This is a genomic window from Pantoea sp. KPR_PJ (genome assembly GCF_041386365.1).
Classification (GTDB): Bacteria; Pseudomonadota; Gammaproteobacteria; order Enterobacterales; family Enterobacteriaceae; genus Pantoea.
This window is the reverse complement of sequence record NZ_JABMIK010000001.1, coordinates 124,378-143,816: the sequence shown is the minus strand read 5'-3', so window position 1 is coordinate 143,816 and position 19,439 is coordinate 124,378. Positions and strand designations below refer to the sequence as shown.

At 56.2% G+C, this 19,439-nt stretch carries 23 protein-coding genes; 10 read left to right on the top strand and 13 right to left on the bottom strand.

What is annotated here, in order from left to right; translation table 11 throughout:
• The first annotated feature begins 177 nt into the window (after positions 1 to 177).
• Positions 178 to 1,179, top strand: a complete 1,002-nt coding sequence (gene ltaE, locus HP564_RS00695; RefSeq protein WP_371239234.1) for a low-specificity L-threonine aldolase — start codon at positions 178 to 180, stop codon at positions 1,177 to 1,179.
• On the opposite strand, the gene HP564_RS00690 is transcribed toward ltaE, so the two are convergent.
• Positions 1,176 to 1,991 (bottom strand): N-acetylmuramoyl-L-alanine amidase, encoded by an 816-nt coding sequence (locus tag HP564_RS00690; protein ID WP_371239232.1) that lies wholly within the window; start codon positions 1,989 to 1,991, stop codon positions 1,176 to 1,178. The genes ltaE and HP564_RS00690 overlap by 4 nt on opposite strands.
• Entirely contained in the window at positions 1,988 to 2,308 is a 321-nt protein-coding gene (locus HP564_RS00685) for a heavy metal-binding domain-containing protein (RefSeq protein WP_371239230.1), read from the bottom strand. Before HP564_RS00685 ends, HP564_RS00690 begins: the two co-directional genes overlap by 4 nt.
• A gap of 107 nt (positions 2,309 to 2,415) precedes the next feature.
• Here HP564_RS00685 and HP564_RS00680 point away from each other — a divergent pair, with 107 nt between their 5' ends.
• The 6 genes from HP564_RS00680 (at position 2,416) to HP564_RS00655 (ending at position 6,873) form a co-directional block, all read left to right on the top strand.
• Positions 2,416 to 2,961 carry a lipoprotein gene (locus HP564_RS00680; RefSeq protein ID WP_371239228.1) on the top strand — a complete coding sequence of 182 codons (546 nt, stop codon included), beginning with the start codon at positions 2,416 to 2,418 and terminating at the stop codon, positions 2,959 to 2,961.
• Between the two features lie 195 nt (positions 2,962 to 3,156).
• Positions 3,157 to 3,885, top strand: coding sequence for an arginine ABC transporter ATP-binding protein ArtP (artP, locus tag HP564_RS00675; protein ID WP_371239226.1), 729 nt, complete (start codon positions 3,157 to 3,159; stop codon positions 3,883 to 3,885).
• A gap of 15 nt (positions 3,886 to 3,900) precedes the next feature.
• Positions 3,901 to 4,632 (top strand): arginine ABC transporter substrate-binding protein, encoded by a 732-nt coding sequence (artJ, locus tag HP564_RS00670; protein WP_371239224.1) that lies wholly within the window; start codon positions 3,901 to 3,903, stop codon positions 4,630 to 4,632.
• 6 nt (positions 4,633 to 4,638) lie between these two features.
• Entirely contained in the window at positions 4,639 to 5,355 is a 717-nt protein-coding gene (artQ, locus tag HP564_RS00665) for an arginine ABC transporter permease ArtQ (protein WP_371239222.1), read from the top strand.
• Positions 5,355 to 6,023 carry an arginine ABC transporter permease ArtM gene (gene artM / locus HP564_RS00660; RefSeq protein ID WP_371239220.1) on the top strand — a complete coding sequence of 223 codons (669 nt, stop codon included), beginning with the start codon at positions 5,355 to 5,357 and terminating at the stop codon, positions 6,021 to 6,023. The genes artQ and artM overlap by 1 nt, the downstream gene beginning before the upstream one ends.
• A 118-nt stretch (positions 6,024 to 6,141) precedes the next feature.
• The gene (locus HP564_RS00655; protein WP_371239218.1) at positions 6,142 to 6,873 is read left to right on the top strand and encodes an arginine ABC transporter substrate-binding protein; all 732 of its coding nucleotides are present in this window, start codon (positions 6,142 to 6,144) and stop codon (positions 6,871 to 6,873) included.
• An 84-nt stretch (positions 6,874 to 6,957) separates the two neighbouring features.
• On the opposite strand, the gene rlmC is transcribed toward HP564_RS00655, so the two are convergent.
• The 10 genes from rlmC to HP564_RS00605 form a co-directional block, all read right to left on the bottom strand.
• Positions 6,958 to 8,085, bottom strand: coding sequence for a 23S rRNA (uracil(747)-C(5))-methyltransferase RlmC (gene rlmC / locus HP564_RS00650; RefSeq protein WP_371239216.1), 1,128 nt, complete (start codon positions 8,083 to 8,085; stop codon positions 6,958 to 6,960).
• Positions 8,086 to 8,136: 51 nt separating this feature from the next.
• Entirely contained in the window at positions 8,137 to 8,604 is a 468-nt protein-coding gene (locus tag HP564_RS00645) for a YbjO family protein (RefSeq protein WP_371239214.1), read from the bottom strand.
• 74 nt (positions 8,605 to 8,678) lie between these two features.
• Complete coding sequence (gene potI, locus HP564_RS00640; RefSeq protein ID WP_371239212.1) at positions 8,679 to 9,524, bottom strand: putrescine ABC transporter permease PotI; 846 nt, start codon at positions 9,522 to 9,524, stop codon at positions 8,679 to 8,681.
• Positions 9,521 to 10,486 (bottom strand): putrescine ABC transporter permease PotH, encoded by a 966-nt coding sequence (gene potH, locus HP564_RS00635; RefSeq protein ID WP_371239210.1) that lies wholly within the window; start codon positions 10,484 to 10,486, stop codon positions 9,521 to 9,523. The genes potI and potH overlap by 4 nt, the downstream gene beginning before the upstream one ends.
• 9 nt (positions 10,487 to 10,495) lie before the next feature.
• Entirely contained in the window at positions 10,496 to 11,629 is a 1,134-nt protein-coding gene (potG, locus tag HP564_RS00630) for a putrescine ABC transporter ATP-binding subunit PotG (protein ID WP_371239208.1), read from the bottom strand.
• A gap of 116 nt (positions 11,630 to 11,745) precedes the next feature.
• Positions 11,746 to 12,852 (bottom strand): spermidine/putrescine ABC transporter substrate-binding protein PotF, encoded by a 1,107-nt coding sequence (potF, locus tag HP564_RS00625; RefSeq protein ID WP_371239206.1) that lies wholly within the window; start codon positions 12,850 to 12,852, stop codon positions 11,746 to 11,748.
• A gap of 373 nt (positions 12,853 to 13,225) precedes the next feature.
• Positions 13,226 to 13,705 carry a YbjN domain-containing protein gene (locus HP564_RS00620; protein WP_371239204.1) on the bottom strand — a complete coding sequence of 160 codons (480 nt, stop codon included), beginning with the start codon at positions 13,703 to 13,705 and terminating at the stop codon, positions 13,226 to 13,228.
• Positions 13,706 to 13,791: 86 nt separating this feature from the next.
• A complete protein-coding gene (rimK, locus tag HP564_RS00615) occupies positions 13,792 to 14,694 on the bottom strand; it encodes a 30S ribosomal protein S6--L-glutamate ligase (protein ID WP_371240607.1) in 903 nt (300 codons plus the stop codon).
• 18 nt (positions 14,695 to 14,712) lie between these two features.
• Entirely contained in the window at positions 14,713 to 15,435 is a 723-nt protein-coding gene (gene nfsA / locus HP564_RS00610; RefSeq protein ID WP_371239202.1) for an oxygen-insensitive NADPH nitroreductase, read from the bottom strand.
• Positions 15,435 to 15,704, bottom strand: a complete 270-nt coding sequence (locus HP564_RS00605) for a DUF1418 family protein (RefSeq protein WP_371239200.1) — start codon at positions 15,702 to 15,704, stop codon at positions 15,435 to 15,437. Before HP564_RS00605 ends, nfsA begins: the two co-directional genes overlap by 1 nt.
• 195 nt (positions 15,705 to 15,899) lie before the next feature.
• Here HP564_RS00605 and HP564_RS00600 point away from each other — a divergent pair, with 195 nt between their 5' ends.
• A complete protein-coding gene (locus HP564_RS00600; RefSeq protein WP_371239199.1) occupies positions 15,900 to 16,157 on the top strand; it encodes a GrxA family glutaredoxin in 258 nt (85 codons plus the stop codon).
• Between the two features lie 48 nt (positions 16,158 to 16,205).
• Here the strand turns inward: HP564_RS00600 and ybjM are convergent, their stop codons facing one another.
• Positions 16,206 to 16,562, bottom strand: coding sequence for an inner membrane protein YbjM (gene ybjM / locus HP564_RS00595; protein ID WP_371239197.1), 357 nt, complete (start codon positions 16,560 to 16,562; stop codon positions 16,206 to 16,208).
• 248 nt (positions 16,563 to 16,810) lie between these two features.
• On the opposite strand from ybjM, the gene HP564_RS00590 reads away from it, so the two are divergent.
• Both HP564_RS00590 and ybjG read left to right on the top strand, forming a co-directional pair.
• Positions 16,811 to 18,499 (top strand): aspartate:alanine antiporter, encoded by a 1,689-nt coding sequence (locus tag HP564_RS00590; protein ID WP_371239195.1) that lies wholly within the window; start codon positions 16,811 to 16,813, stop codon positions 18,497 to 18,499.
• 324 nt (positions 18,500 to 18,823) lie between these two features.
• Positions 18,824 to 19,429 (top strand): undecaprenyl-diphosphate phosphatase, encoded by a 606-nt coding sequence (gene ybjG, locus HP564_RS00585; protein WP_371239193.1) that lies wholly within the window; start codon positions 18,824 to 18,826, stop codon positions 19,427 to 19,429.
• Positions 19,430 to 19,439 lie beyond the last annotated feature (10 nt).

The following is a 19,439-nucleotide window of genomic DNA, read 5'->3' as shown; positions in this document are numbered from 1 at the left end:
GCCAGAGTGTGAATCGCAGGTGGCACCGTGATAACAGCAAAGCGTTCCGCGTCAGGAAGGGCGTGGGTCAGGCATGCAGGGATGGCCTGAACGCTTTGCTATCTGCTTCAGCCAGCCGCGTCGACGCCTGCTGGTCCTCGCATTGGGCGCAACGCCCGCTTTTCCCAGGAGAGTCACGTGATTGATTTACGCAGTGATACCGTAACCCGGCCGAGTGCCGCAATGTTGCAGGCGATGATGGCTGCCGAAACCGGCGATGACGTTTATCGCGATGATCCCACCGTTAACGCGCTGGAGGCGGAGGCCGCCCGCCTCAGCGGCAAAGCGGCTGCGCTGTTCTTTCCGACCGGCACCCAGGCTAATTTGGTCGCGCTGCTGAGCCATTGCGAGCGCGGCGACGAGTATATCGTCGGCCAGCAGGCGCATAACTATAAATATGAAGCGGGCGGCGCGGCGGTGCTGGGCAGCATTCAGCCGCAGCCCATTCTTGCCGCTGAAGATGGCACGCTACCGCTGGATCAGGTTGCAGCCGCCATCAAGCCGGATGATATCCACTTCGCCCGCACGCGTCTGCTTAGCCTTGAGAATACCCATCACGGTAAGGTGCTACCGCTGGCGTATCTCGCCCGCGCTTTTGACTTTACCCGCGAGCGCAATCTGGCGCTTCATATCGACGGCGCACGTATCTTTAACGCGGTGGTGGCACAGAACGTCACGCTGGAGGCGATTGCACGCAACTGCGATACACTCACGATCTGCCTGTCAAAAGGGCTGGGTGCACCAGTGGGATCGCTGCTGTGCGGCAGTGAGGCATATATTGAACGTGCGCGCCGCTGGCGCAAAATGGCGGGCGGCGGCATGCGTCAGGCAGGTATCCTGGCTGCGGCGGGCCTCTATGCACTGGCGCATAATGTTGCGCGCCTGAAAGAGGATCACGAGAACGCAGCCTGGCTTGGTGAGCAGCTGCACCAGGCGGGCCTGGAGATTGTCGATCAGCAGACCAACATGCTGTTTGTGCGGGTGCCTGACGCCCAGGTTGAGGCGCTGAAAAGCTGGTTTGCTCAGCGCGACGTGCGGCTGAGCATTGGCCCGGTCACCCGCATTGTCACCCATCTGGATGTCGATCGCCACGCGCTGGAGCAGCTGGTCGCATACTGGAAAGCCTTCCTGAAACGTTAGTCGCCATACTTCTCTGCCAGCGCCCTGGCAATCGCCAGGGTTTCTGCATCCGGCATACCGCGATAGTCCGCTGGACGAAAATGCATCTGGAAAGCCGCGATCAGCTGCTGTTGCTGACGCGGCGTTATCGCCCCGCTCACGTCATAGCCATAGCGCGCCAGCGCGAACAGCACCTGGGTTATCTCTGCCGGTTTATCTACCGCCTCTCCTGCCAGGTAATACTGCACGCGCGAGGCATCCGGCCAGGCTCCTGCTCCCTGCTGCGCCAGTTGATGCCAGGGAAACAGCGGACCGGGATCCTGCTTGCGCTGCGGCGCAATATCGCTGTGGCCAACGATATTCTCCGGCGCAATGTGATAGCGCCGGGCAATATCTTTCAGCATGACGCTGAGCGTGGCGATCTGCGCCTCGGTAAAAGGCTGCCAGTTGCGCCCGGTCAGCGTGCGCGTATAACCGCGATTGACCAGTTCAATGCCAATCGAGGTGTCATTGATACGCGTTGCGCCGCGCCAGTAGCTTGGTCCGGCGTGCCAGGCAAGCTGATGCTCTGGCACCAGCTGCCAGACCACATGCTTTCCGGCACGCTGCGGCGGCTGGCGAGGGATCAGATAGTGCGCGCTGACGTCGCGGTCGGTCAGCGTCGCCAGCGAAGAAGGAAAATCTTCTGCGGTATAATGGATAACAATAACTTTAATTCGGGGCCGCGCGCCCCAGGCGGGATGCCGGGTATCCACCCAGTAACCCTGACGCGGCACCAGATCGCTCTGGCAGCCGGCCAGCAGCAGTGCCAGCGCCGTCAGCGCCCACTTCAACGCAGAATCACCGCCGTACCGCTGACGCTCACCATCAGCATGCTACCCTCCTTGCCAACGGTTTCGTAATCGATGTCGATGCCAACAACCGCGTTTGCGCCCAGTGCTTTTGCCTGCTCTTCCAGCTCCCCGAAGGCGATCTCCCGCGCCTTGCGCAGCTCTTTTTCGTAGGCGCCGGAGCGGCCGCCAACCACATCGCGGATGCCGGCAAAAAAGTCGCGGAAAATGTTAGCGCCGAGGATCGCTTCGCCAGTAACAACACCGCAATAGTCGCTGATGCTGTGGCCTTCCAGCGTAGGCGTGGTAGAAAATTTCATCGTTCTCTCCTCTGGTGAAATGGCAGACAAGGCTCTTTCAACTAAAAAGCACGGCTATACTCTATGCTAAAAATGACGCTTTGCCAGTGAACAATAAGGAAATCGAGATGAGAAACAAAGCCTTTGCGCTGCTGATTCCCACTGCACTGCTGCTTTCAGCCTGTACCACGGTTGAGCCCGTGATTAAGGACAATGGGCCTCGTACCGCGCCCTGCGTTGACGGCGGGCCAGACAGCGTCGCCCAGCAGTTTTACGATCTGCGTATCCAGCAGCCCACGCCTGGCCTGCCGGGCAGCGACCAGCTGGCAAAATATCGGCCTTACCTGAGCGATCGTCTTTATCAGACGCTCCAGCAGCTCAGCACGCACGGCGGTAACGCCACGGCGCAGTGGCGCAGCAGCGATCTCTTCTCCAGTCTGCCGCAGGGCCCCGCCGCCGCCAAAGTCGCGGACAGCTCACGCATCCCCAACCGCGACGCGCGCAACATTCCGCTGCGCGTTGATTTGAGCCGCGACGGCAAAAGCTGGCAGGATGAGGTGCTGATGATCCATGAAGGAAGCTGCTGGGTGGTTGATGACGTGCGCTATGTTGCTGACTGGCCCCATCCCGGTGGCGGCACGCTCAGCCAGACACTGGAGCACGCCAGTAAGTAATGTGGCAAGCTCACCGTCGCGCCGCAGGTGGCGCGACGGCTTTGCGTCTCTGATTCCCACACCGCCAGACGGCGCGATATTGTGCTACGCTTTAGCGGTTTCCCTGCGGTTTAATAAATTTTAACCCACTTCATTTGCATAACTATTCTGGTGCGGTTAAGATTCGCGGCACTAATGGCTATTCAAAATTTGCGCATGAGTATTCAACTAAACGGGATTAACTGCTTTTACGGCGCGCATCAGGCGCTGTTTGACATCAATCTGACTTGCCCGCAAGGCGAAACGCTGGTGCTTCTTGGCCCAAGCGGCGCGGGGAAAAGCTCACTCCTGCGCGTGCTTAACCTGCTGGAGCAACCACGCTCAGGCAGCCTGCAAATTGCCGGTAATCACTTCGACTTCAGTAAAACGCCTTCTGATGCCGCCATCCGTGAACTGCGTCAGAATGTTGGCATGGTCTTCCAGCAATATAACCTCTGGCCGCATCTGACCGTGGTGCAGAATCTTATTGAAGCCCCCTGTCGCGTGCTGGGACTCAGCAAAGCCGAGGCGCGCGCCCGAGCTGACAAGCTGCTGGAACGCCTGCGCCTGACCTCATTTGCTGACCGTTTTCCGCTGCACCTTTCCGGTGGTCAGCAGCAGCGCGTGGCTATTGCTCGTGCCCTGATGATGGAGCCGCAGGTGCTGCTGTTTGATGAGCCGACCGCCGCGCTCGACCCGGAAATTACTGCGCAGATTGTCAGCATTATTCGCGAGCTGGCGCAGACGCAAATCACCCAGGTCATTGTGACCCACGAAGTTGAAGTGGCGCGCAAAACCGCCAGCCGTGTGGTCTATATGGAAAATGGCCATATCGTGGAACAGGGTGATGCCAGCCGATTTACACAGCCGCAAACCGATGCGTTTGCACATTATCTTTCGCACTAAGTCAGGAAGCTATTAATGAAAAAAATCGTACTTGCTGCACTGCTTGCTGGTCTGAGCCTGAATGCCTCTGCGGCGCAGACTATTCGCTTCGCCACCGAAGCCTCCTATCCTCCGTTTGAGTTTGTGGATTCCAGCAACAAAATTCAGGGCTTTGATGTCGATCTGGCTAACGCGCTCTGTAAAGAGATGGATGCCACCTGCACCTTCACTAATCAGGCTTTTGACAGTCTGATCCCCAGCCTGAAATTCCGCCGTTTCGACGCGGTGATGGCCGGTATGGATATCACGCCAGAGCGTGAAAAGCAGGTGCTGTTCAGCAAGCCCTACTATGACAACTCGGCGCTGTTTATTGCCCAGAAAGGCAAGGTGGCCGATGTGGCCGCGCTGAAGGGCAAACGCGTTGGCGTTCAGAACGGCACCACGCACCAGAAATACCTGAACGATCAACACAGTGATATCACTACCGTCCCTTACGACAGCTATCAGAACGCGGTGCTCGATCTGAAAAATGGCCGTATTGATGCGGTATTCGGTGACACAGCCGTGGTCAATGAGTGGCTGAAGCAGAACGCAAATCTGGCCCCGGTAGGTGAGAAAGTTACTGACAAAGCCTATTTCGGCACCGGCCTGGGCATTGCCGTGCGTCAGGGTAACACCGACCTGCAGGCGAAATTTAACGCCGCGCTGGAAAAAGTGAAGGCTGACGGCACCTACAAAACCATCTACAGCAAATGGTTCCAGCAGTAATTACCAATGAGTGAGCTCTATCCTCTCGCCAGCGCCGCCGGAATGACCGTCGGCCTCGCTGTTTGCGCCCTGATCGCCGGCCTGGTGCTGGCGATGATTTTTGCCGGCTGGGAATCGCTGCGGATCAAACCGCTGGCCTGGGCTGGCACGGCGCTGGTCACGCTTATACGCGGCCTGCCTGAGATTCTGGTGGTGCTGTTTATCTATTTTGGCGCTTCGCAGCTGCTGCTGGTGCTCTCCGATGGCTTTACCCTCAACTTTGGCCTGTTCCAGCTGCCGGTGCAGGTCGCCATTGAAAACTTCGACGTGAGTCCCTTTCTCTGCGGCGTCATTGCCCTGGCTATTCTCTACTCTGCCTACGCATCGCAAACCCTGCGCGGTGCGCTGAAAGCGGTGCCCCAGGGACAGTGGGAATCGGGTCAGGCGCTGGGTATGAAAAAGTCCGCAATTTTCCTGCGCCTGATCCTGCCGCAGATGTGGCGTCATGCGCTGCCGGGGCTGGGCAATCAGTGGCTGGTGCTGCTGAAAGATACCGCGCTGGTTTCGCTGATCAGCGTAAACGATTTGATGCTCCAGACGAAAAGCATTGCGACTCGTACCCAGGAACCCTTTACCTGGTTTTTAATTGCCGCCGCCATTTACCTGGTCATTACGCTACTGAGTCAGGCGGTACTGCGTCGTATTGAGCTGCGCACCACGCGCTTCGAGCGAGGGAACAGCTAATGCTGAGCTACCTGCCTGAGATTCTGAAAGGGCTGCAAACCAGCCTGACGCTGACGGTGGCATCGCTACTGGTCGCGCTGGTGCTGGCGCTGCTGTTTACCGTGGTGTTGTCACTGAAAACGCCGCTGTTTGCTCCGCTGGTGAAAATTTATATCACCCTGTTTACCGGTACGCCGCTGCTGGTGCAGATCTTCCTGATTTACTATGGCCCCGGCCAGTTCCCCAGCCTGCAAAGCATTCCCTGGCTATGGCATCTGCTGTCGCAGCCGTGGCTGTGCGCAATGCTGGCGCTGTCACTCAACAGCGCCGCCTACACGACACAGCTCTTTTACGGCGCGATGCGCGCCATCCCGTCAGGACAGTGGCAATCCTGTGCCGCGCTGGGCATGAACCGCAATGATACGCTGCGCATTCTTCTGCCCTACGCGTTTAAACGCGCGCTCTCCTCTTACTCTAATGAGGTGGTGCTGGTGTTCAAAGGCACCTCGCTGGCCTACACCATCACCCTTATGGAGGTGATGGGTCACGGGCAGCTGCTTTATGGGCGCACCTACGACGTGATGGTGTTTGCCGCTGCGGGGCTGGTCTATCTGGTGGTGAACGGACTGCTGACGTTGCTGATGCGCTTAATAGAACGGCGCGCGCTGGCATTCGAGCGCAGAAGTTAATATCCAGGCGAGCAATGCTCGCCTTTTTAATTTTTTAATCACAAATATTGCATAAAGATGCATTAACTGGCATCGTGTAACCCGTTCCGCCTCTGGCATATGTTTCAGGAGTTACCCGATGAAAAAATGGATCCTTGCCGCCGCTCTGGCGACCCTGGCAGTGAGCGCCCACGCAGCCGATAAAATTCGTTTCGCCTCTTCCGCGACCTATCCCCCTTTTGAATCGCTGAACCGCGAAAATCAGATTGTCGGATTTGATATCGATCTGGCCAACGCGCTGTGTCAGCAGCTGCAGGCAGAGTGCACCTTTACCAATAACGCTTTCGACAGCCTGATCCCGTCACTGAAGTTCCGCCGCTTCGATGCGGTTATCTCCGGTATGGATATCACCGAGGAGCGCAGCAAGCAGGTCGATTTCACCCAGCCCTACTACGCGAACTCCGCCATCGTTATCGCACGCAAGGGCAAATTCAGCGATATCGCCGCGCTCAAAGGTAAACGTATCGGCGTGGAAAATGGCACCACGCACCAGAAATATTTGCAGGAAAAACATCCTGAAATCACTACCGTCGCCTATGATAGCTATCAGAACGCCATTCTGGATATGAAAAGCGGTCGTCTTGACGGAGTCTTTGGCGATACGGCGGTGGTTAACCAGTGGCTGAAAACCAATGTCGACCTGGCACCGGTAGGTGAGCACATTAGCGATAAAGCTTATTTTGGAACCGGGCTGGGCATTGCCGTACGTAAAGGCGATGACGCGCTTCGCAACAAGCTAAACGGCGCGCTGGCCACGCTGAAAACCAACGGCACGCTGCAACAGCTAAACCAGAAGTGGTTCCCTGAGTAATCGACTATGGGCCAGCAAATGACGGTCTGACCGGTTCTGCATCGTCCTCAGTTCAGGCTGTCAGAACGCTGGCCCACCCTCCTGTTAATTCTGGCGCACCAGCAGACTAAGCACCTCAAAATGTGCGGTGTGCGGAAACATATCGAACAACTGCACACGCTCAACGCGATAGGCGGTCAGACGAGCCAGGTCTTGCGCCATGCTCTCTGGATTACAGCTGGAATAGAGAAGATAATCGGGTGCCATCTGCCCCAGATAGCGGCACAGTGCCTCACCAATCCCGCGGCGTGGCGGATTGACCAGCACCAGATCCGGCACGGCATCGCGCCCGGTGGCAAAAGCGGTAGAATCCAGCGCGGCAAAGCTGACCTTCTTCAGCCCCAGCATCTCCGCAGAGCGCTGCGCGCAGGCAATCGCTTCGGCGCTGATTTCAATTCCGGTTAGTTGCATTTCCGGCGTCGCACAGTGCAGACCAAAGCCGCCAACGCCGCAAAAAAGATCCCACATGCTGCTAACAGGCAGCTCACTCACCCAGTCACGTGCGGTAGCGTAGAGTGCAGCGGCCACCTGTGGGTTAGTCTGGAAAAAGCTTTGCGGTCGTATCCACAGCGGTATCGCGTTAAAGCATTCCGCCAGCGACTGTGAGGGCGTCAGCGCTATCTCCTCATCCCCTTCCAGAATCGCCATATGTACGGGCTGAATATTGGCGGAAATGACCCTGAGCTGCGGCAGCTGCTGTTGCAGCCACGGCAGCGCCGCGCGCAGCTGATCCAGTTTTGCCCTGGAGCGCAGAACAAAGCGCAGCATCATGCCGCCCTGCGTGCTTTCCGTCAGCAGCAGAAACTTCAGCTCACCACGCTGGCGCGCGACGTTATAGGGAGTTAATCCGGCGCGGGCGATAAAGGGCTTCAGTATATCGAATACCGGCGCAAAGCTGGCGGGATAGAGCGGGCAGTGACAGAGATCAACTGCGCTGCCGTCACGCTGAACAAGGCCGAAGACCGGGCGCTCTACGCTACCGCTGACGACCATTTTCGCCTTGTTGCGAAACGCCTGCTGCGCCGACGTGACGGGCGGCAGCCACTGGCTAACCGGCCGCTCTGCCAGCAGCTGTTCCAGTCGCGACTGTTTGTCGCTGAGCTGTTGTGAATAGGGTTTTTCCAGCCACTGGCATGAGCGGCAGCGGTCAGCGTCATAGAGGGCGCAATGCATTGGGTATGGCCTGTAAGTCATGGTCGCGAGGTCGGGCGGAGCGCGATTGTATCACCGCTTGCGGAAAAATGCGCGGCTGCTCCCGGGGAGAAACAGCAGCCCCAGCACCAGCAGATCGGGCAGCTTTTGCAACAGCGTATGATGAATAACCTGCGCGTTGCTGGCACCGCTGATGCTGAAAATTTCTGGATAGATGCCGCCGGTGGAGGCCGTCAGCATATAGAGCAGTACCACCAGCTGGGTCGCTGCGAAGCCCCAGCGCCCCTTGTTTCGACCGCGCAGCAGCAGAAAGGCGCAGCGCAGTTCGTAAAAGAAAATGAGCTGGCTGGCGATAAAAATCAGGGTGGAGTCCCAGGCCTGGGCACTGCGGTGAACAAAATTTACCATCTCTTCAACGCCCAGCTCGTTCGCCAGCATCAGCACGCTCAGACAGCGCGTCGCAATGATAGCGATGCCCGCTACCGACACCGGCACCGGCGCAAGAGAGATAAAATCATTTTTTTTCAGGATTTCCGACATGGCTGACTCCGTAACCGCACCTGGACGGGGCGGAAAAAATCCGCCCGCATCTATAGTGGCAAAGGTTAAGGATTTCAGCCACGCCTGGCTTTCTGAATATCGCGAATCCGCTGTTTTTCTTCGTGTGCCATCCAGCGCCAGGCAATAAAGCCCACCAGCCCAACAATAAACAGGATCAGCGAGGCCAGCGCGTTGATTTCGGGATTGACGCCGCGCCGCACCGTGGCAAAGATCGCCATCGGTAAGGTGGTTGCGCCTGGCCCGGTAACAAAGCTGGCGATCACCAGGTCGTCCAGCGACAGCGTAAAGGCCAGCAGCCAGCCCGTCACAATCGCCGGTGCAATCATCGGTACGGTGATCACGAAGAACACCTTCAGCGGCGTTGCACCCAGATCCATCGCCGCCTCTTCAATCGAGCGATCCAGCTCGCGCAGGCGCGAGTTAATCACCACAGCGACATAGGCGGTACAGAACGTGACGTGTGCCAGCCAGATCGTCAGCATGCCGCGATCGCTGGGCCAGCCAAAGGCGTTGCCCATAGCGACAAACAGCAGCAGCAGCGACAGCCCGGTAATCACGTCTGGCATCACCAGTGGCGCAGTCAGCATAAAGGCAAAGCCAGTATGGCCGCGAAAACGGCCAAAGCGCACCACCACCACTGCCGCAATGGTGCCAAGCACCACTGCCATGGTCGCGCTCAGCGCGGCAATGGTCAGGCTGAGGCCCACGGCATCCAGCATCGCCTCATCCTGAAACAGCACGCGATACCAGTGAAATGAGAAGCTCTCCCAGACCGTCACCAGCTGCGAGCTGTTGAAGGAGTAGACCACCAGCAGCAGCATTGGCGCGTAGAGAAACAGAAAGCCGCACGCCAGAATCGCGGTACGCCACGGCGAGCGAATAGCAGGAAGCTGATTCATCCCTTCTCTCCTGTTTCACGGTTTTGATGTTTATGGAACCAGATAATGGGCAGGATCAAGATCAGCAGAATAATTACCGCCAGCGCCGACGCCACCGGCCAGTCGCGGTTATTGAAAAACTCCTGCCAGAGGATACGGCCAATCATAATGCTGTCAGGGCCGCCCAGCAGCTCCGGGATAACGTACTCGCCCACTGCCGGAATAAATACCAGCATTGAACCGGCGATAATGCCGCCTTTGGTCAGCGGCACAATCACGCTGAAGAAGGTTTTTAGCGGCTTCGCGCCAAGATCGAGCGACGCTTCGACCAGTGAATAGTCAATGCGCGTCAGAGCGGTATAGATCGGCAGTACCATAAAGGGCAGATAGCAGTAAACGATGCCGATATACACCGCCGTATTGGTATAGAGGATCACCAGCGGATGATCGATAACGCCCAGCCACATTAAAAAGCGGTTCAGGATGCCGTTGTTATTCAGTAGCCCCATCCAGGCGTAGACGCGTACCAGAAACGAGGTCCACGACGGCAGGATCACCAGCAGCAGCAGGATGGTCCGCATCGACGGTTTGCTGTGTGCCACTGCCCAGGCGAGTGGATAGCCCACCAGCAGGCAGATCAGCGTCGAGATTGCGGCCACCTTAAGCGATTGCAGATAGGCATCAACGTAGAGCGGGTCGTCGGTCAGCGTCAGGTAGTTGCCCAGATTCAGCACAATATTGAGCTGATCGTCAGCCCAGCTAATTAGCTCGGTATAAGGCGGGATCGCGCGTGCAATATCAGCAAAGCTGATTTTCAGCACGATCAAAAACGGCAGCAGGAAAAAGAGCACCAGCCAGAGATAGGGTAGCGCAATAGCCAGTTTGCGGCCGTGATGCATTTTCATGCGCGTCGCCCAGCGCTGCAGCGGCGTACCGGCCAGCCGCGCGCCCGGCGGTTTGCTGGAGTGAAAAAGTTGGCTCATCGTCTCTCCTTAAGCCGTCAGGACCACACAGCTGTCGACATCCCAGCAGAGGCGCACTTCATCGCCCCAGGTCGGCTGCCCTTTGCGGAAGCGGTGCGCGTTCTGTAACTGGGCGCTGATCATCTGGCCGCTTTTCAGTCGGACGTGATAGATAGAGAGATCGCCAAGATAGGCAATGTGCACCACCTCACCGACGGCAAAGTTGTAGCCGTCCGGCGGGACCTCCTCACACAGCATCACTTTTTCCGGGCGCAGCGCGACATGCACCGGCACGTTATCCGGCACCGATACGTCAGAATCGACCTTCAGCGGATGCACCAGTCCGGGACTGTCGATCACCAGGCCATTTTCCTGACGTTCGCGCAGCAGGCCGCTGAATACGTTGACCGATCCAATAAACTCAGCACTGTACACAGTGGTCGGATGCTCATAAATCTCTTCCGGCTCGCCAATCTGCACGAACTTGCCGCGATTCATAATCGCGATGCGGCCTGCCATGGTCATCGCCTCTTCCTGGTCGTGCGTCACCATGACGCAGGTGGCGCCGACGCGCTCCAGGATATCGACCACTTCCAGCTGCATACGGTCGCGCAGCTTTTTATCCAGCGCCCCCATCGGCTCATCAAGCAGCAGCAGTTTAGGGCGTTTCGCCAGGCTGCGCGCCAGCGCCACGCGCTGACGCTGGCCGCCTGAAAGCTGGTGCGGCTTGCGACGGGCATATTCCTGCATATGCACCAGCGCCAGCATCTCCTGAACGCGCGCTGAAATTTCGTCCCTCGGCAGTTTGTCCTGCTTAAGGCCGAATGCGATATTCTGCTCAACCGTCATATGCGGGAAGAGCGCATAGGACTGAAACATCATATTGACCGGGCGCTGATAGGGGGGAACGTGAGAGAGATCCTGCCCGTCGAGCACGATCTGACCACTGGTCGGCGGCTCGAAGCCTGCCAGCATGCGCAGCAGCGTTGATTTACCGCAGCCGGACGCGCCAAGCAGCGCAAAAATCTCGCCTTTATAGATGGTCAGGCTGACGTCATCGACGGCATGTTGTCCGTCAAAGGACTTCGTCAGGTTGCGGATCTCCAGCAGCGGCGTAAGCGCCTTTGCGGTTTTAGGTTGGGGACGAGGAATCGCGTCATTCACTAACAGTTCACTCCGGTCTACGCGGAACGGCTAAGCCAGCCGCAAAAAAGAGAAAACAGAGGCCAGCGCAGCGCCTCTGTTCCAGGTTGTAAGCTTTCAAATGCGTAAAAAGCCGTTTATTTTCCGCTTTTCACTCGCGTCCACGCACGGGTGCGCGCGCGATCCAGCTTCGGATCCTGCACTTTCAGCACGAACAGTTTCGACATGGCTTCCGGCGTCGGGAAAATGCCTGGGTTGTTACGAATATCGGCATTGATCAGCGGCAGCGATGCTTTGTTACCGTTAGCGTAGGACATCTTGTTAGAAACGTCGGCAATCACTTTCGGATCCATGATGTAGTTCAGCCACTGATAGGCGGCGTCGACATTTTTCGCATCTTTTGGAATAGCCATCATGTCAAAGAAAGCCAGTGCTCCCTCTTTCGGTACGCTGTAGGCCAGATGCACGCCGTTTTTCGCCTGCTCAGCGCGGTTTTTCGCCTGTAAAATATCACCCGACCAGCCAATAGCGACGCAGGTGTTGCCGTTGGCCAGATCGTTGATGTACTGAGAGGAGTGGAAATAGCGAATGCTGGGACGCAGCTTCAGCAGCAGATCGGTCGCCGCACCCGAGTAATCTTTTGCGTCAGAGCTGTTGGGGTCTTTGCCCAGGTAATTCAGCACAGTGGCGAAGATCTCTTCTGGCGCGTCAAGGAAAGAGACACCGCAGCTTTTCAGCTTCTCCAGATTTTCTGGCTTCAGCACCAGATCCCAGCTGTTAACCGGCGCATCAGCGCCCAGCGCGGCTTTTACCTTATCCACATTGTAGCCAATACCGGTGGTGCCCCAGAGATAAGGAATGGCGTATTTATTGTCGGGATCGTGCTGTGCCACTTTCTTCATCAGCTCGGGATCAAGATTTTTGTAGTTCGGCAGTTTGCTTTTGTCCAGCGGCTGAAACACGCCGGACTGCAGCTGACGCCCCAGAAAGCTTGATGAGGGCACGACCACATCGTAGCCGGTGCTGCCCGCCATCAGTTTACCTTCCAGCACTTCGTTGGAATCAAAGACGTCGTAGACCACTTTGATGCCGGTCTGCTTTTCAAAATTCGGCACGGTATCGGCCGAAATATAATCTGACCAGTTATAGACGTGCAGCGTTTTATCTTCCGCCATCGATCCGGCAGAGGCGACCATCAGTACGCTGACTATCGCACCTGACAACCATTTCTTTTGATTACGCATCTTGTTATTTCCTCCTGAGCGGATCACCACAACCTGATCCCAACGCTGCGAGCGGTGTGCCAATGCACAGACACAATGAATCATTATTCACTGAGAGTTTAATAGTAAAAACTGATAGCTGCGCTGCGACTCCACGCCTGATGCAGCCCCGCAAGAATAGCCGCACGACCAGTGCTGTGCCATACCCCAGCTTAAAAAACGCCTTTTAGCGATAGCTTATGCATGTTTGTGCTATGTGGTCTGGCAGGATTGGCATAAACCACGAGAAATATCTGGCAGTAAAGGGCAAAGTGCAGAATAAAAAATGGCAGGGCCAGAAATGAAAACTGCCGCATAAAGCGGCAGTCAGAGCGAGGCGGGAAACCTGTTCAGCTTAGTGCAGTAGCGAATGGCTAAAACTGGTCAGCGGACGTTCCTCTTCTTCACCCATCATCAGCAGATTATTGGCGAAGGCTTCCATAATCACCATCGAGATCTGCTCTTCGCTCTGCTTGATAAAGCTGGCAAACTGGCCAAAGGTTAATCCGGCGCTGGTGCCCAGAGACTGGCAGACAATCAGCTTCGGCAGATTATCATCCTGAATGTCAATAAAGGCTTTGACCGTCAGCGAACTGGCATTGATTTGCGACAAATCGCCCACGAGCGGAATCAACGCCGTCGGCTTCACTTCCGCCAGCGCAGAGAAAAGAATGACGTTGTCGACCAGATCGATTTTGGCGTCAAACACCCCATCGAAATTTTGCATGTGCGGCAGATGAAGTGCCTGACAGGCATCACATTCGAACCAGGTGATATTTTGCTGATCCAGCCAGCGACGCAACAGGTCGATATCCGGAACGACAAGAGAATCCATCGTAGTGTCCCAAGGGGTGAATAAACAGGCGCTAAGCTTACGGAAAAAATAGCGCGGACGCTACGAAAACCGCTGTAAAGCGCGCCTCAGCCGCCGGTTTTAAGACTGAAACCGGGCAAGGCATTCTGCTCTATCCATGCGATCATCCTGCCTGCAATATCGATTCCGGTGGTGGCTTCAATGCCTTCCAGCCCGGGAGAGGCGTTAACTTCCATGACCAGAGGACCGCGACGGGCACGCAAAATATCAACGCCCGCAACGTCCAGCCCCAGCGTCCTGGCCGCTTTTATTGCAATGGCGCGCTCTTGCGGGGTGATCTCCACCGCATGCGCTTTACCGCCGCGGTGCAGGTTAGAACGAAAGTCACCCTCTTTCGCCTCGCGCTCAATAGCGGCGACAACTTCATCGCCGATAACCAGACAGCGCACATCACGCCCCTGCGCTTCCTGGATAAACTCCTGCACCAGAATATGGGCGTTCAGGCCGCGAAAAGCGTCAATCACGCTCTCCGCCGCCTGCCGCGTCTCCGCCAGCACCACGCCGATGCCCTGCGTACCTTCGACCAGCTTCACCACCAGCGGAGCGCCGCCTACCATCGCGATCAAATCCTGCGTATCGTCCGGCGAGGAGGCAAAGCCAGTGACCGGCATATCGATGCCCTGCCTCGCCAGCAGCTGTAATGAACGCAGCTTGTCGCGAGCGCGGGCAATCGCCAGCGACTCGTTGAGCGGATAACTGCCGCACATTTCAAATTGTCGCAGCACCGCCGTACCGTAAAAGGTGATGGCGGAGCCGATGCGCGGAATGACCGCGTCGAAATGGCCGAGCGGTTCGCCGCAGTAGTGCACCGCTGGCGATGCCGGATTGATATTCATATAGCAGGAAAGCGGATCGATGATCTGAATAACGTGCCCGCGCTGCTCGGCTACCTCACGTAAACGTCGGCAGGAGTAGAGCTCTCTGTCGCGCGACAGAATGGCTATCTTCATCATCGAACCTCCTGGCGGTTAGCGCGTCGCCCACCCCTGCTGGTGCAGGTAATCGAGGATAAAGGGACGCGTTTCTTTAATGATCAGACGCTGAATCAGCTCACTCCAGGTCTCGCTACGCTGGTTGCTGTCGCGATTCTCATAGTAGATCTCTGTGCGGCTATCGTAATCGGCCAGCACCTGCGGGTCTACCGGCTGATAGCGGTTTTCATGCACCAGCATCGCATGGGGCAGACGGGGTTTGCTGTCCGGCACGCTGGAGGGATAGCCGATACAAAAACCAAACAGCGGCAGCACAAATTTCGGCAGGCCGAGCAGCTCTGTTACCTGCGCAATGCTGTTGCGGATACCGCCAATAAATACGCCGCCCATACCGAGCGATTCCGCCGCAACCATGGCATTTTGCGCCATCAGCGCGGTATCCACGCAGCCGAGCAGCAGCTGCTCGGCACGTCCCAGCTGCGCATCAGGGCAGATCTGTAGATGGCGATTGAAGTCGGCGCAGAAGACCCAGAACTCAGCAGCATCGGCTACCCACTGCTGGCCGCCGGTCAGGGTCACCAGCTGCTGGCGCAGCGCGGGATCGGTGATGCGAATAATCGATGAACACTGAAGAAAGCTGGAGGTAGAGGCCGATTGCGCCGCGTTAATTATCGCCTCGCGCTGCTCCGCAGTAATCGCCCGATCGGTAAAAGAACGAATTGAGCGATGGCTGCACAATAAATCAATGGTTGGTGTCATTAAGGTCTCCGGCGAGTATCAGTTTTTTTATCAGTGTGACCAAAAAGTTGCGGTGCCATGGATTGAGCGGTACGCCATATCATCAGCCAGGCCGCAGGCAGCATCAGCGCAATGCCTGCCAGCAGTAGCGCCGTGGCCAGCGTTTTGCTGTCAACGCCAGCAGGCACAGACAGCCAGTGATTGGCGAACAGCAGCGCGCCAAGTATCAGCAGACCACCAAGGGCCTCCATCACCAGCAAATTTTTGGGTAAACGCGCCAGATTTCGCATGGCTTCCTCCTGGGTCACACCGGGTTCAGGCCGTCAATTATGGTCAAGGTTCAGAAACTTGCATAGACGACGCGCATCAGACTAACAGGCATTTCCTGCTTTCTTTAAGCGGTTCGAGCGGGCATGATATTGACCATCTGTCCTGAGCCGATGTGACGCAGGTCACACTATATGGCCTCACTTAAGGAGTGTTTCATGGTTACCGTAATTTTTGGCCGTCCGGGCTGCCCTTACTGCGTGCGTGCAAAAGAGCTGGCTGACAAACTCAGCGCCGAGCGTGATGACTTCACTTATCAGTATGTGGATATTCAGGCAGAGGGCATTACTAAAGCGGATCTGGAAAAAAGCGCCGGCAAACCGGTGAGCACCGTGCCGCAAATTTTTATTGATGAGCAGCACATCGGTGGCTATACCGACTTCGCTGCCTGGACCACCGCTAACCTGAGCGCATAAGCGCGGGTATTGTGACAGCGGGCCATCTGGCCCGTTTTTTTGCTGGCCTTAACGCCAGATAATTTTTAGCAGCCGCACCAGCAGCGCGCCGCTTCCCGCCCAGAAAACCGCACTGAGACTCCAGGCCGTCAGCATAATCCAGGTCGTATGCGCCAGCAGCGAGCTGTTTAACATCATGCCACCAATCGTCGTGCCCCATAAAGCCATCAGCAGGGTGCTCTTCAGGGGACTCTCAATATGCAGCAGCGCCATCACCACGCCAGGCAATAAAAACAGCAGTAATTCCGGCTGCCCATGCAGCGCAGCATCGCCCACTAGCCAGTAACGATGAGCATAAATAAAGACCAGACTGTAAAGCGTCACGCCTAACATAGCCCCAGTCCAGTGTAAGGAACGCCGCGGCATATCACTCCATTTATCAAAAATGATCAAATTGACAACAACCTGCTGAGAACGAGTGGAAATAAAATGAAACAGACCGTCGGCTTAATTCGTTTTTTGCGAATGGCTGAGGGTGATTTTTATGATTAGAATATCCGCCGTTTTGACGCGGCTTTGTCACTATCTCATGGACGACTGAGCAGACGACCAGAAAAAGATAGCGAAAAACAGGCTTAACATCAACCACTTACACGTAAATAAGAAGTTAAACAGTGAACATAAACGTCGCAGATTTGTTAAGCGGAAATGACGTTCTGTTATTATTTGTGGTGCTGGCGCTCGGGCTTTGCCTGGGTAAATTGCGCCTTGGCTCGGTGCAATTAGGAAATTCCATTGGCGTATTAGTCGTTTCGTTATTACTGGGACAGCAGCACTTCGCAATTAATACCAGCGCGCTAAGCCTGGGGTTTATGCTGTTTATTTTTTGTGTGGGTGTCGAAGCTGGCCCCAACTTCTTCTCTATTTTTTTTCGCGACGGAAAAAACTACTTTATGCTGGCCATCGTGATGGTGGTCAGTGCCCTGCTGCTGGCGCTGGGCTTTGGCAAACTGTTTGGCTGGGATATCGGTCTGACGGCGGGCATGCTGGCAGGATCAATGACCTCAACGCCGGTGCTGGTTGGCGCAGGCGATACGCTGCGCCAGAGTATTAACGACGGCAGTCGGCTGGCACTTATGCAGGATCACCTTTCGCTGGGGTATGCCCTGACCTATCTGATCGGACTGGTGAGCCTGATTTTTGGTGCGCGTTATCTGCCGCGTCTGCAGCATCAGGATCTGCCGACCTGCGCGCAGCAAATTGCGCGCGAACGCGGGCTCGACGCGGACAGCCAGCGCAAAGTCTTCCTGCCGGTCATTCGTGCCTATCGCGTTGGCCCGGAACTGGTTGCGTGGAGCGGCGGAAAAAACCTGCGCGAACTGGGTATTTACCGCCAGACCGGCTGCTACATTGAACGTATCCGCCGCAATGGCATTCTGGCCAGCCCGGATGGCGATGCGGTGTTGCAGCTGGGCGATGATATTTCGCTGGTAGGCTATCCCGATGCCCATGCACGCCTTGACGCCAGTTTCCGTAACGGTAAAGAGGTCTTTGACCGTGATCTGCTCGATATGCGTATCGTCACCGAAGAGATTGTGGTGAAAAATCACAATGCGGTGAACAAGCGCCTGAGCCAGCTCAATCTTACCGATCACGGCTGCTTCCTGAACCGCGTCATTCGCAGCCAGATTGAGATGCCCATTGACGACAGCATTATGCTAAACAAAGGGGATGTGCTGCAGGTCAGTGGCGAAGCAAAGCGCGTTAAAAGCGTTGCGGATCGCATCGGTTTTATCGCCATCCACAGCCAGGTGACCGATCTACTGGCGTTTTGCGCCTTCTTTATCGTCGGCCTGATGATCGGCCTGATCACCTTTCAGTTCAGTAATTTCAGTTTTGGTATCGGCAATGCCGCCGGGCTGCTGTTTGCTGGCATCATGCTTGGCTTTCTGCGTGCTAACCACCCTACCTTCGGCTATATCCCTCAGGGCGCGCTGACGATGGTAAAAGAGTTTGGGCTGATGGTGTTTATGGCGGGCGTTGGCCTGAGCGCCGGTAGCGGCATCAATCACGGCCTCGGCAGCGAAGGCGCACTGATGCTGCTGTGCGGCCTGCTGGTCAGCCTGCTGCCGGTGGTAATCTGCTATCTGTTTGGGGCCTATGTGCTGCGCATGAACCGGGCGCTGCTGTTTGGTGCCATTATGGGTGCACGAACCTGCGCACCTGCAATGGAGATCATCTGCGATACCGCCCGCAGTAATATTCCGGCGCTAGGCTATGCGGGCACTTACGCCATTGCCAACGTACTGCTGACGCTGGCAGGGACGCTTATCGTGATTATCTGGCCGATTTTGCCTTTATAAAATAATTTTGACGGAGTCCAGAACTTTTTTGTTAAGGGCAAGTCTGAATAAGTGCCACTGCTTTTCTTTGAAATCCCCAGATTGTGGAGCCCGCCAGTTTTTACTGACGGGTTTTTTTATGTCTGCAATTTACGCCTTCATAGCATTAAGCGGGCCACAGCGACGCGCTGCACCGTCATCTAACTTAAACCGTTCTGCAACCTGAAAGACATTTAAGACCCTGTGCTATATACGCCTGGGTCCAGCGTTGTCAGGATAAGACTAAATTTTGGCAAATTGTGCTCCGCCGTTAACGGACACAGATAATTAGGATCCAGGACTCTAATGGAAGCGTTCAACCACTCCCTGTTTTTATTCATCAACGCTACGCCCGATTCGCCCGGCTGGCTGCTGGCGCTGGCCACCTTTATTGCCAAAGATCTGATTGCCATTGTCCCGCTGCTGATTGTGGCTCTGTGGCTATGGGGACCGCGCGAGCAGGTCACCTCACAGCGCGTGCTGGTGCTGAAAACCGGTATGGCCTTGATTTATGCTCTGGCGATCTCCTGGTGTGTCGGGCAGCTCTTTCCTCACCCTCGCCCGTTTGCCATTGGGCTGGGCCATCAGTTTCTGCACCATGCGCCTGATGACTCCTACCCCAGCGATCACGGCACCACAATATTTACCTTTGCGCTGGCCTTTATTTTCTGGCATCGCCTGTGGTCAGGCATCATCCTGATGGTTATCGGCAGCGCTATCGCCTGGTCACGCGTCTATCTCGGCGTGCACTGGCCGATAGATATGCTGGGTGGGTTCCTGGTGGGGCTGCTCGGCTGTCTGGCCTCTCATCTGGCCTGGCAGGGGTATGGTGATCGGATGCTGGGGCTGTTTAATGCGGCCTACCGTGCGCTCTTTGCTTTGCCAATACGCAAGGGGTGGATTCAGGATTAAATACAGGGAC

Coding starts and splice junctions, on each gene's coding strand:
- artP (WP_371239226.1), top strand. CDS start 3,157: ATGAGTATTCAACTAAACGGGATTAACTGCTTTTACGGCGCGCATCAG.
- potH (WP_371239210.1), bottom strand. CDS start 10,486: ATGAGCCAACTTTTTCACTCCAGCAAACCGCCGGGCGCGCGGCTGGCC.
- HP564_RS00685 (WP_371239230.1), bottom strand. CDS start 2,308: ATGAAATTTTCTACCACGCCTACGCTGGAAGGCCACAGCATCAGCGAC.
- artM (WP_371239220.1), top strand. CDS start 5,355: ATGCTGAGCTACCTGCCTGAGATTCTGAAAGGGCTGCAAACCAGCCTG.
- potF (WP_371239206.1), bottom strand. CDS start 12,852: ATGCGTAATCAAAAGAAATGGTTGTCAGGTGCGATAGTCAGCGTACTG.
- ybjG (WP_371239193.1), top strand. CDS start 18,824: ATGGAAGCGTTCAACCACTCCCTGTTTTTATTCATCAACGCTACGCCC.
- HP564_RS00645 (WP_371239214.1), bottom strand. CDS start 8,604: ATGTCGGAAATCCTGAAAAAAAATGATTTTATCTCTCTTGCGCCGGTG.
- nfsA (WP_371239202.1), bottom strand. CDS start 15,435: ATGACACCAACCATTGATTTATTGTGCAGCCATCGCTCAATTCGTTCT.
- HP564_RS00655 (WP_371239218.1), top strand. CDS start 6,142: ATGAAAAAATGGATCCTTGCCGCCGCTCTGGCGACCCTGGCAGTGAGC.
- HP564_RS00680 (WP_371239228.1), top strand. CDS start 2,416: ATGAGAAACAAAGCCTTTGCGCTGCTGATTCCCACTGCACTGCTGCTT.
- ybjM (WP_371239197.1), bottom strand. CDS start 16,562: ATGCCGCGGCGTTCCTTACACTGGACTGGGGCTATGTTAGGCGTGACG.
- HP564_RS00600 (WP_371239199.1), top strand. CDS start 15,900: ATGGTTACCGTAATTTTTGGCCGTCCGGGCTGCCCTTACTGCGTGCGT.
- artJ (WP_371239224.1), top strand. CDS start 3,901: ATGAAAAAAATCGTACTTGCTGCACTGCTTGCTGGTCTGAGCCTGAAT.
- rlmC (WP_371239216.1), bottom strand. CDS start 8,085: ATGCATTGCGCCCTCTATGACGCTGACCGCTGCCGCTCATGCCAGTGG.
- HP564_RS00605 (WP_371239200.1), bottom strand. CDS start 15,704: ATGCGAAATCTGGCGCGTTTACCCAAAAATTTGCTGGTGATGGAGGCC.
- potI (WP_371239212.1), bottom strand. CDS start 9,524: ATGAATCAGCTTCCTGCTATTCGCTCGCCGTGGCGTACCGCGATTCTG.
- rimK (WP_371240607.1), bottom strand. CDS start 14,694: ATGAAGATAGCCATTCTGTCGCGCGACAGAGAGCTCTACTCCTGCCGA.
- HP564_RS00620 (WP_371239204.1), bottom strand. CDS start 13,705: ATGGATTCTCTTGTCGTTCCGGATATCGACCTGTTGCGTCGCTGGCTG.
- artQ (WP_371239222.1), top strand. CDS start 4,639: ATGAGTGAGCTCTATCCTCTCGCCAGCGCCGCCGGAATGACCGTCGGC.